12 protein-coding genes are annotated in these 15,181 nt (G+C 33.3%); 5 read left to right on the top strand and 7 right to left on the bottom strand.

Going from position 1 to position 15,181, the window contains the following annotated elements; genetic code table 11:
* Positions 1–260 precede the first annotated feature (260 nt).
* Entirely contained in the window at positions 261–2,165 is a 1,905-nt protein-coding gene (locus H600_RS0119100; RefSeq protein ID WP_026730295.1) for an SPFH domain-containing protein, read from the top strand.
* A 182-nt stretch (positions 2,166–2,347) separates the two neighbouring features.
* Positions 2,348–2,842 carry a metallophosphoesterase family protein gene (locus H600_RS0119095; protein ID WP_026730294.1) on the top strand — a complete coding sequence of 165 codons (495 nt, stop codon included), beginning with the start codon at positions 2,348–2,350 and terminating at the stop codon, positions 2,840–2,842.
* Between the two features lie 3 nt (positions 2,843–2,845).
* On the opposite strand, the gene H600_RS22350 is transcribed toward H600_RS0119095, so the two are convergent.
* From H600_RS22350 to H600_RS0119080, 3 genes are all read right to left on the bottom strand, one after another.
* Positions 2,846–3,754 (bottom strand): sensor histidine kinase, encoded by a 909-nt coding sequence (locus H600_RS22350; protein WP_084157407.1) that lies wholly within the window; start codon positions 3,752–3,754, stop codon positions 2,846–2,848.
* A 37-nt stretch (positions 3,755–3,791) separates the two neighbouring features.
* Positions 3,792–4,454 (bottom strand): response regulator, encoded by a 663-nt coding sequence (locus tag H600_RS0119085; protein WP_026730293.1) that lies wholly within the window; start codon positions 4,452–4,454, stop codon positions 3,792–3,794.
* 146 nt (positions 4,455–4,600) lie between these two features.
* Positions 4,601–5,014: a DUF4293 domain-containing protein gene (locus H600_RS0119080; RefSeq protein WP_026730292.1), complete on the bottom strand. Its 414-nt coding sequence runs from the start codon at positions 5,012–5,014 to the stop codon at positions 4,601–4,603.
* Positions 5,015–5,195: 181 nt separating this feature from the next.
* Between H600_RS0119080 and rho the strand changes: the two genes are divergently transcribed.
* The 3 genes from rho to H600_RS0119065 all read left to right on the top strand — a co-directional run bounded on the left by rho (position 5,196) and on the right by H600_RS0119065 (position 9,924).
* Positions 5,196–7,007: a transcription termination factor Rho gene (gene rho, locus H600_RS0119075; protein WP_026730291.1), complete on the top strand. Its 1,812-nt coding sequence runs from the start codon at positions 5,196–5,198 to the stop codon at positions 7,005–7,007.
* A 149-nt stretch (positions 7,008–7,156) separates the two neighbouring features.
* Positions 7,157–9,256, top strand: coding sequence for a hypothetical protein (locus H600_RS0119070; protein WP_026730290.1), 2,100 nt, complete (start codon positions 7,157–7,159; stop codon positions 9,254–9,256).
* Positions 9,235–9,924, top strand: coding sequence for a T9SS type A sorting domain-containing protein (locus tag H600_RS0119065; protein ID WP_157509954.1), 690 nt, complete (start codon positions 9,235–9,237; stop codon positions 9,922–9,924). The genes H600_RS0119070 and H600_RS0119065 overlap by 22 nt, the downstream gene beginning before the upstream one ends.
* A gap of 133 nt (positions 9,925–10,057) precedes the next feature.
* On the opposite strand, the gene H600_RS0119060 is transcribed toward H600_RS0119065, so the two are convergent.
* From H600_RS0119060 to H600_RS0119045, 4 genes are all read right to left on the bottom strand, one after another.
* A complete protein-coding gene (locus H600_RS0119060) occupies positions 10,058–11,074 on the bottom strand; it encodes a M28 family peptidase (protein ID WP_026730288.1) in 1,017 nt (338 codons plus the stop codon).
* Positions 11,075–11,080: 6 nt separating this feature from the next.
* Entirely contained in the window at positions 11,081–12,082 is a 1,002-nt protein-coding gene (locus tag H600_RS0119055) for a DUF3667 domain-containing protein (RefSeq protein WP_026730287.1), read from the bottom strand.
* A gap of 45 nt (positions 12,083–12,127) precedes the next feature.
* Positions 12,128–12,901 (bottom strand): dienelactone hydrolase family protein, encoded by a 774-nt coding sequence (locus tag H600_RS0119050; protein WP_026730286.1) that lies wholly within the window; start codon positions 12,899–12,901, stop codon positions 12,128–12,130.
* A gap of 98 nt (positions 12,902–12,999) precedes the next feature.
* Positions 13,000–15,153, bottom strand: coding sequence for a penicillin acylase family protein (locus H600_RS0119045; RefSeq protein ID WP_245176602.1), 2,154 nt, complete (start codon positions 15,151–15,153; stop codon positions 13,000–13,002).
* Positions 15,154–15,181: the final 28 nt, after the last annotated feature.

Here is a 15,181-nt window from a genome sequence, read left to right as displayed (position 1 = left end):
TTGACCAAAATTCTAAAAACAAAACCTTTGTTCCTTTGTCACTCTAGGCCTTTGTACCCAACCTAAAAACTGTTAAAAACCAAAATACAAACCACAGTTGACTCAGTAAAAAATCGTGTCAGAAAATTGAAATTCCAACGATGGAGAATAAATGATTTTTTAACATTTTTCAGCAAAAAACTTCAAAAGTTAATTTTTTAAATTTTTGATTTTAACAGGAAATATTTCTCCTATGTTTGTACGACTAAATATCAAAAACTATGAATGAAATTACTTCTTATTGGTGGATAATTTTAATTTTATTTGCCTTTCTTTTTTACAAATTTATTTTACGTGTTTTCTTCGGAATGGTGATTGTTCCTGAGGATAAAATTGGTTTGGTAACCAAAAAATTCGTTTTGTTTGGTGCCGACAAATCTCTGCCAGACGGCCGTATTATTGCAACAAAAGGTGAGGCAGGTTATCAGGCACAAACGCTTGCTCCAGGTTTGTATTGGGGAATGTGGATCTGGCAATATTCAATAGATATGACTGGATTTACGATTATTCCAGAAGGAAAAATCGGATTGGTTTTAAGTAAAGATGGGAAAGAGATTCCGACCGGAAGGATCTTGGCCAGAAGGGTGGAAAGCGATAATTTTCAAGATGCGACAGCCTTCTTAAACAATGGCGGACAAAAAGGCCGTCAAACCGCTTTTATCACAACGGGATCGTATCGTATCAATACATTTTTATTTGAGATTGTAATTGCTGAGCAAATCAAGATTTTCGAAAACATGATTGGTATTGTTACAGCACTTGATGGAGAGCCAATTCCACAGGGGCAAATTGCGGGTAAATTTGTCGAAAACCATAATAATTTCCAAGATTTTGATAAGTTCTTAGAACAAGGCGGAAATCGTGGTTTACAGCCTCAAGTGATGTTAGCAGGTTCTTATTATATCAATACCTGGGGAGTTCAAATTGAGCAGAATCCAATGACAGATGTACCGATCGGTTATGTAGGTGTTGTCATATCATATATTGGAGAAGATGGTCAAGATGTAACAGGAGATACTTTTAAACACGGAAATATTGTTTCAAAAGGACAAAGAGGGGTTTGGATGGAGCCTTTTGGACCAGGAAAATATGCTTTGAATAAATACACAACAAAGTTAGAAGCTGTTCCAACAACAAACTTGGTTTTGAACTGGGCGAATGCGAGAAGTGAATCACATGATTTAGATAAAAACCTGTCTACAATTACGGTTCGTTCAAAAGACGGTTTCCCATTTAATCTAGACGTGGCACAAATCATTCACGTTCCTGCGGCAGAGGCGCCAAAAGTAATTGCGCGTTTTGGAAGCATGAACAATTTGGTTTCGCAGGTTTTAGAACCAACAATTGGTAACTATTTTAGAAACTCGGCGCAGGATAGCGATGTGATTTCATTTTTGACAACAAGAAAAGAGCGTCAGGAATCGGCTAAAAATCATATTAAGTTAGTTCTTGACGAATATAACGTTAATGCGGTTGATACTTTGATTGGAGATATTGTGCCTCCAGATTCTTTGATGAAAACTTTGACAGATAGAAAGTTGGCTGAAGAAGAGCAAAAAACATATCAAACGCAAAGAATGGCTCAAGAACAGCGTCAGGGTATGGAAAAAGAAACTGCAATTGCCGATATGCAGAAAGAAATTGTTCGTGCTTCGCAAAGTGTTGAAATCGCACAAAGAACTGCCGATGCAACAGTGAAGAAAGCAGAAGGAGACGCGACAAGTTTGAAATTGAATGTTAATGCTGAAGCAGAAGCAACAAAAATGCGTGCAAATGCAGAAGCAGAAGCGACAAAAGCAAGAGCAGGAGCACAAGCCGAAGCAACAAAATTGAATGCAAGTGCAGAAGCTGAGAAAATCTCAAAAACTGGTTTGGCTGAAGCGGAAAAAATTATGGCAATTGGTAAATCAACTGCTGAGGCATACCAACTTCAGGTAAGCGCAATGGGTGGAGACAACTTTACTCGTTACAAAGTGACTGAAGAAATTGGTAAAGGAAACATCAAAGTAATTCCAGATGTATTGATTTCAGGAAATGGTGGTTCTGATGGTTCTATTAGTGGTTTATTAGGCATGAAGCTTATGGAAATGATGGATACGAAAGATTCTAAAAATCCTAAGAAATAGTAATTTTCATAATGATAAATTGTAGAGACGCACTGCAGTGCGTCTAACTCAGTGTTTTGAAAGCCGATTTGTGAAAACAAATCGGTTTTTTATTGATAGCTTAGCATCTTAGTATCTTAAACCCTTAGCATCTTTTAAGAAACCTTAGTATCTTAGCATCTTAGAATCTCAGCCTCTTAAAAATGACCAAAATCCTTCTGCTTTCCGACACTCACAGTCATATTGACGATACAATTTTGAAATATGTAGCACTAGCTGATGAAGTTTGGCATGCAGGTGATATTGGAGATTTGATTGTTACCGATACAATCAAAAAACTAAAACCATTAAGAGCGGTTTATGGAAATATTGACGATGCAAAAGCAAGAGTAGAATTTCCATTAAATAACCGATTTATGTGCGAGAATGTTTCTGTATGGATTACGCATATTGGTGGTTATCCAGGAAAATATAATCCGAATGTTAGAGAAGAAATGACTCTGAATCCACCGAAATTATTCATTTGCGGACATTCACATATCTTAAAAGTAATGTTTGATAAAAAGAATAATTTATTGCACATGAATCCGGGTGCCGCAGGGAAAAGCGGTTTTCATCAAATGCGTACTATGTTACGATTTGTGATTGATGGTGATAAAATCAAAGATTTGGAAATTATTGAAATCGGGAAAAAGTGATGTTTAATGTGGCAACGGAATTTTGATTTTAATTGTGGTGCCCTGATTTGCTTTGGAAACAATATCAATTTTCCCTTTGAATTTTTTGACACGAGCTCTTATTCGGTTTAAGCCAAAGCCTTCAGATTCATTTGTTTTTTTTGCATTAAAGCCTATTCCGTGATCCCGTATTTTGATGTTGAAATTATTTTGATCTTCACTTAAAAATATTTCAGCATTAGTAGTATTGCTGTGTTTTATAATGTTACTAAAGAGTTCCGAAACAATAAAATAAATTTTTATTTCGAATTTCTCTGTATATCTTTTGCTTGTTGAAACCTGGCTTGAAAAGGCAAAGTCAATTGTGTGGTTTGAGTTTCGTTCGCATAAATCTTCCAAAGCATAAATTAAACCAAATCGTACTAAAAGACTTGGTACAAGATCGTGTGATATATCTCGTAAAAGATCATGCGCTTCAGTCAAAATTCCTTTCGCTTTCTTTATTTCATTAGAATCTATATTGGTTTGAGCCGTAAAAGTATTTAAGTGCAATCCAGCAGAGGATAATAAGGAATTTACATTATCATGCAAGAATGAAGCGATTTTTTTACGCTCAATTTCTTGGCTGTCAATGCTTGAATTGATGACATTGAGCAGAATTTTTTGCTTAATGTCTTTTTGCCTTATTTTTTGCTTCAATTTATTGTTCTGATAAAAAAAATAAAATAAAAAAGATAAAATGATCACTAAAACAATAGTAAGGCTTACAATCTTTTTGTTTTTTAATTGTTCTATTTCTTGTAGATCGTTAATATTCGTTTTCTGTAATTGCTGAATGTTTTCTTGTGGAAAAGTATTTTGCTGGCAATAAAGAAGATTTCCATTCAAAACATTTGCTATTAAGAGAACGATTGCTATTTTTAAAAGACGCATGATAAAGGTGATTACAGCCAGCTTTCAATTCAAAGAATTACTGTTTGATTAAATTGTTTTTTAAAGCATACTTAACAAGGCCTATGGTGTTTTTTATCTGTAATTTTTTCATAATATTTTTGCGGTGAGTTTCAACTGTATTGATGCTGATGAAGAGTTTTTCGCTAATTTCTTTACCGCTGTATTCTAGTGATATCAAAGTGATTATTTCGATTTCTCGCGGACTTAAAATCGGATTTTCGACGCTAGTATTTTTGTTTAATTTCGGATTGTTTTGGGTAAAACTGTTGAAGATTTTTTCTCGCACAGCATCACTAAAATATTCCTGTCCTTGATACACGGCATGAATGGCTTCGATAATATTTTCGCCGGCACATTTTTTTGTTAAATACCCTTTTGCATTTAGTTTCATGACTTCTTTAATGATTTTTAAATCATCATAACTTGAGAGGATGATAATTTTGCATTGGCTACTTTGTTCATGAAATTCTTGGAGAACTTTGATGCCATCTTTTTCAGGCATGCTGATGTCTAGAATCAAAATATCGGCATTGTTTTGAATTACATCATCGTAAACCGTACTGCCATTTAAAGAACTGCCCACAACTTCGAAATTTTCAACTGTATGCAATAAATTGGTTAAGCCATCAATAAGTACTTGATGATCATCGGCAAGATGGATCCTTATTTTAGGTCTCATGATTCTTTGAATTTGAAAGTGCAAAATTATCGTGAAAATTCGATTTAAAATAGACTCATTAAGCCTGATTTGTAATAAAATAAGACATAAAAAAAACCCGAATAAAATTCGGGTTCTTCTTCGCACAAAAAATTAAGTTTATAGGTTTATCTCAAACGATCTACAGATTTTACAAGATCTTCGTCCTTTTTGATGGCCTTATTAGCTAAAACTAATAACACGATAGCAACAATTGGAAGAAACATCCCAATACCTTTCTCAGGGGCAGCTGTAGCAGTCCCTCCAGATAAATTTAGTGATCGATATACAAATAATCCTAATAAAATTAAATTTAATATTATGTTCAGTCTGTTCATCACAAACTGATTTTGTCTCTTCTTAAATGATATGATGCTGATAATAGTCAGCATTGTGCTTAATCCTAATACTACTGTGTAAACCTGATCTTGCATAAAGTAGAAAGGTTTACCGTTTAATGACCAAAGCGGTATAAAAAACATTAAGACCCCTGTTATCACAAAGGTAAGAATTAAATATACGGTTTGAATTCGTTGTAACATAACTTGAAATTGTTTTACAAAAATATATTTTCTTTTTTAGAAATACTATTGTATGATTAAAATTTATTCGTATTATTGCATCATAATACCGTAAGCACTTCATACTGCGGTCAATTGAAATCATTTATCTACCTACTTTTTACAGTATTTCCTTTAAAATAATTAAATTCATAGAACATTCATGTTTGATATTTCTGCATTAAAAGAAATGAAGCTTTCTGAGCTTCAAGAAATAGCTAAGTTGGCTAAAACTATAAAGTTTAATGGTGTTAAAAAAGAAACTTTAATCACTCAGATTTTAGCACATCAAGAAGCGACTACAGCGCCGCCAGCATCTCCTGTGGCTGAAAAGGAAATTGCAGATGAAAAACCAAAAAGAGCAAGGATAGCTCCTGCAAAAAAAACAGCAGCTCCAAAAAATGCTCCTGTTTTAGAATTTGATAAAGTTGAGGAAACACCTGAAAAAGTAACTCCAGTTGCAGCAAAGCCAAAAATCCAAGCTAGTCCTAAGATTCAAACTGCACCTAAAGCTCAAGAAAGTGCCGATAGTCCTGTAGCAGAGAAGAAGGAACCAAAAATCGTAAAATTTAATAAATCAGCTTACGAAAAGAAAGTTGCTCTTCAAAAGGAAAAAGAAGCAGTTAAAGGTGTTGATAAAGAGGTGATTGCCGAAGAAACTGCAGAAGTGGCTGTTGTAGCAGAAAAAGCAGAAGCAGCTCCTCAGGAAAAAAAGATAAATCCGAATCAAAATAAAAATCAAAACCAGAACCAAAATCAGAATCCGAACCAAAACGGAAACGGTAATGGAAATAACGGAAATCAGAATCCGAATCATAAAAATAAAAAGAACAATAATTTCAGAGATTCTGATTTTGAATTTGACGGAATTATTGAAAGCGAAGGTGTTCTTGAAATGATGCCGGACGGTTACGGTTTCTTGCGTTCATCAGATTATAATTATTTAGCTTCTCCAGATGATATTTATTTATCAACTTCCCAAATTAGATTATTTGGTTTAAAGACTGGAGATACTGTAAAAGGAGTGGTTCGTCCTCCTAAAGAAGGTGAAAAGTTTTTCCCTTTAGTTCGTGTACTTAAAATTAATGGTCACGATCCTCAAGTAGTTCGTGATAGAGTTTCTTTCGAACACTTGACGCCAGTTTTTCCTTCTGAAAAATTCAAATTAGCCGAAAAAGGCAGTTCTATATCAACTCGTATTATCGATTTGTTTTCTCCAATAGGAAAAGGACAACGTGGAATGATCGTTGCACAACCTAAAACGGGTAAAACAATGCTTTTGAAAGATATTGCAAATGCAATCGCCGCAAATCACCCTGAAGTTTACTTGATCGTTCTTTTGATTGATGAGCGTCCTGAAGAGGTTACTGATATGCAAAGAAGTGTTCGTGGAGAAGTTATTGCTTCTACTTTCGACAGAGAGCCACAAGAACACGTAAAAATTGCTAATATTGTTCTTGAAAAATCAAAACGTCTAGTAGAATGTGGTCACGATGTGGTAATTCTTTTGGATTCGATTACGCGTTTAGCAAGAGCTTACAACACAGTTCAGCCAGCTTCTGGAAAAGTATTAAGTGGAGGTGTTGATGCAAATGCATTACAGAAACCAAAACGTTTCTTTGGAGCAGCAAGAAATGTTGAAAACGGTGGTTCATTGAGTATTATAGCAACTGCATTGACTGAAACAGGTTCTAAAATGGATGAGGTGATCTTTGAGGAATTTAAAGGAACTGGAAATATGGAACTTCAATTGGATCGTAAAATTGCCAACAAACGTATTTTCCCTGCAATCGATCTTACTTCGTCAAGCACGCGTCGTGACGATTTGTTATTGGATGAAAAAACATTACAAAGAATGTGGATCATGCGTAAATATCTGTCAGATATGAATCCTGTAGAATCTATGGATTTTGTAAACGACCGTTTCAAGAAAACAAGAAATAACGAAGAGTTTTTGATTTCGATGAATGACTAAAAAAAGTTGCTAAGGTTCTAGATGCCAAGATTTTAAGTTTTTCTTTGACTTTAGTTTATATAATAAAAAAGGGATGAGTTTATAAAACTCATCCCTTTTTTATTATATAGATTCTGTTATATTTGTGACTATAACACTTTAATATTTTTATGAGAATACTTCTACTTTTTTTATTTGCGTTTACTAGTTCTTTTGGTCAGGAGTTTTTAACTCCTACAGCGAAGAAAACATTTGCTCTCAACCGTCATACTAATAGAGATGTTTCTTATTTTTCTAATGTTGATAATGCTGGTAATATAATTGTAACGTCAACTACTGAAAGAGACAGTACCTATACAGATATCTTAACGACAAAACTTGATAAGGAGTTGAATCTAATTTGGAAAAAAAGATATTCAATAGACAACTATATTTCGTATGATGTGCCATTGGCCACGCATATTGACAAGAATAATAATATCATTACAATTGGGAGAAGTGTAGTTAGCAATCTTTCAAATACAACAGGTATATTGTTTGTAGTTTGTTATAATTCTGAAGGTTCAGAATTGTGGCATTATTATTTTGATAATCCTAGCACACCAAAAAATTATAATTATCGTTTTCAAAAGTCTTTTTTGGATGAGAATAATATACTTCATGTAGTCAATTCTGTTGACAATGAAGATCCTCAAAAAGTAGATGTCAATTTTTATTCTTTTAATGACAAAGGCGTTGTTGTTGAAAAATATACACAACCAGATTTAATTCAATTTGTGGGTAATTTTAACGTATATAATAACTTTTTTTATCGAGATGGTTTTTATTATATGTTATATAGAAAGTATGTTATGTATACAAATGAACCTTTGCATTACATAAAAAAAATCGGTAAAAATTCGGTAATTGATGTTCCATTAAATCCAATTATTGATATTGAAGATAGTAATGCTTTTGTAGATGCGGATTTACAGTTTGACAAGTTTAATAACGTATTTCTCAGTTATGCATCTTTTAAAAATGGATTTATTAACAACATCAAGTTTGATACTTCATTAGGCTTACTTTATAAAACTGCTACTCCAAATGGAGGAATGAGACATCTTATAACCACATATTTTAATTTAGAAGGACATTTGTGTTTATTGAATTATATAGATAAAGATGAGGTTAACAAATCTGCACAATTAAGCTTGCTAGAATTAGATGATAAGGGATCTGTTTATAAAGAAACTATCAAAAATGATATTGTCATAAATAATTTCAAAAAAAATAAAGATAACAGCTTTTTTATAGAAACAAAAGAGGCTATTAAAGTCTATGATGAGAAATTAAATTTGGTTCGCGATTTTCAGCATACAGGTTTAGAGATTGATGATTTTTGTAAGTTAGATAATGAAACTTTAATTGTAGCTGGGACTACGTATGAGAAAGGTTACCCAACATCAGATTATTATACTGAATTAGATGTGGTGGTTCAAAGAATTCAGCCGGAAAAGCCTTTAAAAACGTATCGTTATTCCGGAGAGGGTACTTCAAAAGCATTTGGACAGAAGATACTTATCGATAATAAAAATAATTATATAATAGCTTCTGAAGAAAAACTTGGTCCTGATAATTTAGAAATTGGAGGTTCTCGCGGGCCATTACAAAGAAATTTGTATAAATATGATTCAAATTTAAAGCTATTATGGACAATAGAGATTCCATACAATATTATAGGGCCATTAACCTCTGAGGATGTAAATATAATTATTGATTTAGAAAATAATATTTACATAAATGCCAAAACTGAAGACGGAAAATATAAATTTTTAAAGATTTCAGAACAAGGAAATCTTCTTTTTGATGTTCCAAGCTATCAGTCAAGTAATATCTATTTTGATAAAGAAAAAAATATAAACGTCGTATCGCTTCCAATCTCAAATCCAATAACAATTGATGAAGACACGACAATATATAATCTAAGTTCTAAAGACGGAAGGTTGTTGACTAGTAAAGTTTTTGAAGGTGTTAATTATTTAGGGAATTTTACGTCTAAAAATGGAGACTCTTATACTTATATGTTTCCAGGTGATAATAATCCTTATAACAATACCAATCCAAGAATTGAAGTTTATAAAAACCTAAACCTGGAGTTTCAGCGAAAAATAAGTTTAGAAGGCACCTATACTGCAATGGCAGTTTCGTCAATTGATGTAAATGGAACCTTGTTTTCTCTTCTGCTTGGGGGCAAAGTGAGTATAAATTGCATCGCCTTAGTTTGTTAAATGATTATAAATACATAAAAGTTGACAACAGAATAAATAGAATTGCATGTACTTCTGGAAATACCAATTTTATGATTACTGATAATCATGAGCTCACTTTATACAATAAAGATTTAGAAGTTTTAGCAAGAGGAACCGAGCCTTATAGTGGTTATGCCAGTTTATTTGAATTAGGCGATTACTTATTGGTGAATACTTATTGGGACAATTTAGTCAAAGTAGTAGATAAAAATGCTCAATTAGTACGAAGTTTTAAGTTGCCAGGAGAATTAACTTATACGCGTTCTGCTAAAGATGCATCCAATAATATTATTTTGACGGGAAGAAACGGAGTTCAAATATACACGTATAGTTCCTACAGTTGGTACCGTGGTTTTATTCATAAATATAATATTCTAGATCAAATGCTGGGAATTGGAGAACAGGTTGAAAATCAGAAAAATTACGATATTAAAGTATATCCAAATCCAACTTCTTCTATCGTTAATGTTGCTATAGATCAAGATGATATTTATAAGATTGAATTATACGATTTTTCAGGAAAATTGATACTAACCAGCGTAAAATCAAATAAAATCGATATTTCTAAATTACCAAAAGCGCTGTATTTTTTGAAAGTTGAACTAATGAATGGAAACAATCTTTACGAAAAAATTGTAAAAAACTAGAGATCAATTAAATCTTGATGTTTTGCGCTTTTAAATTTTAAACTATAAAAAAAGGGATGAGTAATTTTACTCATCCCTTTTTTTATAGTTTAGACAACCTTAGCCCCTCAGTACCTTAGAAGCTTAAAGAAAGCTATTTCTTATCCACTACTGGTCTGTTTTCTCTGTTAGCTAAATCCCACGCAAGTACAAAAGCTAGCTGTGCTCTTTTTGTTAAAGCGTCGTATTCTATTTTTTCAGGGGTATCGTCTTTTCCGTGATAGTCTGCGTGAACTCCATTGAAGAAAAAGATTGACGGAATACCGTGTTTAGCAAAGTTATAGTGGTCAGAACGCTCGTAGAAATGATTCGGATCTTTTGGGTCATTAAATTTAAAATCCAAGTCCATTTTGATGTATTTATCATTTTGAGCTACAACTGCATTGTGTAATTCACTAGATAATCTGTCAGCTCCAATTACATATACATAATTATTTGTGTTTGTATGTTCAACATCACGACGGCCAATCATATCAATATTGATGTCAGTAATTGTATTTGCGATTGGAAACAATGGATTTTCAGAGTAGAAACGAGATCCGTGTAAACCATGCTCTTCACCAGTAACATGTAGGAATAAAATTGAACGTTTTGGCCCGTGTCCTTCTTTTTTAGCTTTTGCAAATGCTTTAGCAATTTCTATAACCGCTACAGTTCCAGAACCATCATCGTCAGCTCCGTTGTATATTTCTCCATTTTTAATACCTACGTGGTCGTAGTGTGCAGAAATTACTAAAACTTCATCTGGTTTTTCAGATCCTTCGATGTACGCCCAAATGTTTTCTGAATCTGGCAAGTTTTCATTGCGTCGGGCATTTAAAAAAGATGCTGGAATATGTTGGTAATAATCTGTTGCTCCTTTTGGGAACGAAATTTTATTTTTTTTGTATTGCTCGATCATGTAGAGCCCAGCTTTCTTTTGTCCTTTCGAACCTGTTTCGCGACCTTCCATTTCATCAGAAGCAACAACATAAAGCATTTTTTTTAAGTCTTTTGCCGTGATCGAGTTCATGTATTTCGTTGGGTCTGAATTGTCTTTTGAAGCGACAGTCTGCGAATTTTTACATGAAAAAGCCGAAGCAATTAATAACAGAATTACAATTTTTTTCATTTTGGGTTAGTGTAAATTAATGAATATGTAAAGAACATAGAATGTCAGTAAAAATAAAATAAAAAACGAATTTATAATGAAAAGGAATACACTTTTTACAAATGAAACAAATCTGCTCTCCCCATAGAATCTGTGATGCGCGGGATAAAAATAGTAGCACATCCAAGTAATACCTACAAAGTTAATGAGGATTGCTATAAATGAAATTATGCCATTTCCTTCAAATAATAAAGCTATTTTGTTGATTATGAATAAAATGAGAAATATTAAGAGCAGAAACGAAAAATAATGTAGTGTAAAAATCCCGTGATCGAAGTAGTACCAACGTTTTTTACCATGAAAGAGCCATAAAAAGAAAGCAAAAAATGGCATTATGATAAAAAGAATCTTAGGGATGTTATGTACAAAGGACTCTATGAATTTTTTAATGATTTCTCGTTTTGTATTGTTTTCAGTCACATGAACGGCTTTTTCGTAAATCCAGTACGATGTTGTATTTAACTTTTCGCTTTCCTTTCCATATTTTTGAATGGAATCGATTTCTTTCATTGGTCGCAGCTGAAAATAGGATTTGTCCAATGTTTTCGACTTAAGGTATGATTTGTCCTTCTGGTTTTTAGTTTCTTTTTTATTTACATTTTCGAAATTGGATGAGATTTCCTTTTCGCCTTTTGTCAAGTCTTCACTTATTTTACTTGGAAATAATGCAATTAAAAGAAAGGTAATAAAACTGATAAAAATATAAAGACGAACTGGTGCCAGATAAGATAATCTTTTTCCTGAAAGATATTCTTTAGTTAAGGTTGAAGGCTTAAAAAGAAGATTTTTTATTGTTTTCCAAAATGCATTTTCATAATGCGTTAAATCTTCAAAAAAGTGGATGAATAAATGATGAAATGTTTTCCTGGAATCTGTGTTTTCTTGACCGCAATTGGGGCAAAATTTATGTTCGACAACATGTCTGCAATTTAAACATGTTTTATCTTCTCTAATCGGACTATGTGACATTGGTTGATTTGTTGATTTTGATTGGGTTGTTTCGGTATGTAGCGTTTATTTTTTTAGTACTTCATTAAGAAAAAGCTTCAGATGCTCAAAAGATCTTTTTGCAGCAACCGCATTATAAGCAGCGCCTTTTGAATTGTCGTTTCCTGCTTCTGGGTTAGTGAAAGAGTGAACAGAATTTGCATAATATATCATTTGCCAATCTGCTTTTGAGTCGCGCATTTCTTGTTGGAAAGCTGTGATTTCTTCTTTTGAAACGAATGGATCATCAGCTCCGTGACAAATCAAAACTTTAGTAGTAATGGGTTCTGTTTTTCTTGAGGCATCTTTGCCTAAACCACCGTGGAATGATGCAACTCCTTTTACGTTTAGATGTCCACGTGCAGCTTCAAGAACTCCAGTTCCTCCAAAACAATATCCTATAATCACGATATTATCAGCATTTGCGCCCGATTTGATTAATTCTTGCAAAGCTGCGTTGATTCTTTTTTGATACGCTTCATAATTTGTTTTATAGAATCCGGCCTGTTTTCCTGCTTCTGAAGTGTTTTTTGGGTAATTCCCTTCCCCATAAATATCAGCGATAAAAACAGTATAACCTAATTTTGATAAATCTTCAGCAATTCCTTTAGAGGCATTATCAATTCCAAGCCATGCAGGCAGTAATAAAATCCCAGGATTGTTAGCATTTTTTTTAGCCGGTTTTATAGATAATCCATTTAATGTCTGATTGCCCTCAGCATATTTTACTGGTTTTAATTGTGCATTCATGTTGGCAGAAAAGATTATAGTTGCAAAAATAAGTGCGATTGAATTTTTCATTTTTTACAATTTTTAACAAATATCAGAAATATTATGTTACAAAAAAACCTTACAAGGTATTTCTTGAAAGGTTATTTAACAAATTGATTTGAATTTGACTATTCTCCGGGATGGTACGTCTTTTCTGCATTTTTAATGACATCTTCTTTATAAAAAAGAACCTCTTTAAATTCTCCTTTTTGATACATTTCTGCTTGATCAGTGAAATGTTTAGAGTTTGGGTCGCCACTGTTTCCGCCAGCTAATAATGATTTTGCTTTTATCTTTGGGCCAAATTCAACTGCACAGATAAAACTGTTTCCATTATAACCATAACGTTTTTTAGAATTGTTTTGATAACTGCTTTTGAAAGAAGGCAAACTTCCCCATGAACCAGGACCATAACCAATTGGCAAACTTGGCTTGTTGTCATCATATTTTAAATCAATATCGCCGCTAGAACGCTGAAAACGGTTGATTTCGCCCCAAGCCACTTGCCAAGTTCCAAATTTTGTTTCTAATTCTTTTAATACCGTCTGCAACTGCGGAATCATTTGCTCGACTGTAGCATTTTTTGCAAAATCTTTTGTGTTTTCAACTTGGTCTTTTTCGCCTTCATCGACATAAGCTTTTAGAATAATCGGGTTTAATTTATAAGCCCATTCCACAGCTAAAGTGGTCGCAATAGAATTTTCATTGGCATAGTAATCCCAATTTTTCAACATTGCTATTGGTTCTTTTAGAGTCACATATTCAGAAGATTCGGGGTTTGTATTCTTTTCAAAAACATTTACTAAACTCGGAATCAATATTTCGAAAATCGATAATTTAGAATCATAACCATCAGCAATTACTTTGTCTAAAGTATATTTGTTGCCTTTGCTGAAAATTCGGACTGCATTAATTCCTCTAAAATTTTCCCCATCTGGCGCCATGTATGGAATAAAATCGGTTTTTTTTGGGCTGTTTTCTCCGGCAACAGAAAAAGGAGTGGAGTTGCAGTTTTGGAGCCAGCCATTTACTGGATTGTAAACATGAACAGTTTCATTTACTTCATGCAAACCTTTCCATTGTGTTGCAGAAGTCGAACCATCAACAACTTTTGCCCAGTTCAATTTTTTATCGCGAATCGGAATGAAGTTTCCGTGCCAATAAGCAATATTTCCTTTGCTGTCAGCATAAACTGTATTATTTGAGGTGTTGGCCTTTAAATCCATTGCTTTTTTATAATCGCCAAAGTTTTTAGATTTTGTTCTAATCCAACTTTGTATCAAACTGGTCATCGAACGATTGTTTGATTTTAAACTAATCCATTTTCCGTCGCGTTTGGCCATAATTGGGCCGTTATTAGTGAAATACGTTTTGAATTTCTTAGGTATCAGTTTTCCGTTTTCGGTATAATTTATTGTGATTTCTTTCTCAATTACGGGCAAAAGTTTTTTATCAAATTCATAAAATAATTTCCCGTTTTTATTGATGATTTTTTCGGCATACATATCGGCAACATCTACATTTGAAGATGTGTGCATCCAACCGCAGTTTTCGTTGAAACCTTGATAAATAAAGAATTGCCCCCAAGTTACTGCGCCGTAAACGTTCAAACCTTCTTCGCTTGTAATTTGAACTTCAGGCCTGAAATAAAAAGTAGTATGCGGATTAATGTATAAAATTGCATTCCCGTCTGCGGTTTTAGATGGGGCAAATGCAAATCCGTTTGAGCCGGTTTGAACGTATTTTTCTCTTTCAACATACGCGACCTTATCGTTATTACCAGAGTAAAAAGCTTTTAATTCGGAAGTAGAGAGATCAGCGGTACTAATGGCGCCAATACTTCCGTCTGTCCAAAGCAAAGGAAACCAAGGTTCAAAATGTGTCAATAAAACTGGTTTTACTTCTGGATGTTTGTACAAGTAAAAGTTAATAGCATCTGCATAACTGTTCAAAAGTTTTTTGAGCCATTCTGGTGCTTTCTTATAATCAGCTTTCGCTTCGTTTACGTCAATTAAAAGTTTGATTTCTAAATCATTGTATAAAACCGATTGTCCTTTTATTTCAGAAAGACGTCCCAGTTTTTCAATATAATTCATTTCAATTCTTTTGAAATCATCTTCGCATTGTGCGTATAATAATCCAAAAACAGCGTCAGCATCTGTTTTTCCGTAAACATGCGGAATACCCCAATTGTCTCTAATAATAGTAACTTTTTTGGCAAGATTTTCTAGTCGAGCAATTTCTTTTGCGTTGCTATTTTGTGCCGAAATTTGAAAACTCAAACAAATGAAAAAGAAGGATTTTATTATT

This window comes from Flavobacterium denitrificans DSM 15936, from assembly GCF_000425445.1.
Classification (GTDB): domain Bacteria; phylum Bacteroidota; class Bacteroidia; order Flavobacteriales; family Flavobacteriaceae; genus Flavobacterium; species Flavobacterium denitrificans.
This window is presented reverse-complemented; position numbering and strand designations above follow the sequence as displayed.

Bases quoted from the DNA above. Each gene is read 5' to 3' on its own strand.
- rho (WP_026730291.1), top strand. From the start codon at position 5,196: ATGTTTGATATTTCTGCATTAAAAGAAATGAAGCTTTCTGAGCTTCAA.
- H600_RS0119050 (WP_026730286.1), bottom strand. From the start codon at position 12,901: ATGAAAAATTCAATCGCACTTATTTTTGCAACTATAATCTTTTCTGCC.
- H600_RS0119080 (WP_026730292.1), bottom strand. From the start codon at position 5,014: ATGTTACAACGAATTCAAACCGTATATTTAATTCTTACCTTTGTGATA.
- H600_RS0119095 (WP_026730294.1), top strand. From the start codon at position 2,348: ATGACCAAAATCCTTCTGCTTTCCGACACTCACAGTCATATTGACGAT.
- H600_RS0119100 (WP_026730295.1), top strand. From the start codon at position 261: ATGAATGAAATTACTTCTTATTGGTGGATAATTTTAATTTTATTTGCC.
- H600_RS22350 (WP_084157407.1), bottom strand. From the start codon at position 3,754: ATGCGTCTTTTAAAAATAGCAATCGTTCTCTTAATAGCAAATGTTTTG.
- H600_RS0119070 (WP_026730290.1), top strand. From the start codon at position 7,157: ATGAGAATACTTCTACTTTTTTTATTTGCGTTTACTAGTTCTTTTGGT.
- H600_RS0119060 (WP_026730288.1), bottom strand. From the start codon at position 11,074: ATGAAAAAAATTGTAATTCTGTTATTAATTGCTTCGGCTTTTTCATGT.
- H600_RS0119085 (WP_026730293.1), bottom strand. From the start codon at position 4,454: ATGAGACCTAAAATAAGGATCCATCTTGCCGATGATCATCAAGTACTT.
- H600_RS0119055 (WP_026730287.1), bottom strand. From the start codon at position 12,082: ATGTCACATAGTCCGATTAGAGAAGATAAAACATGTTTAAATTGCAGA.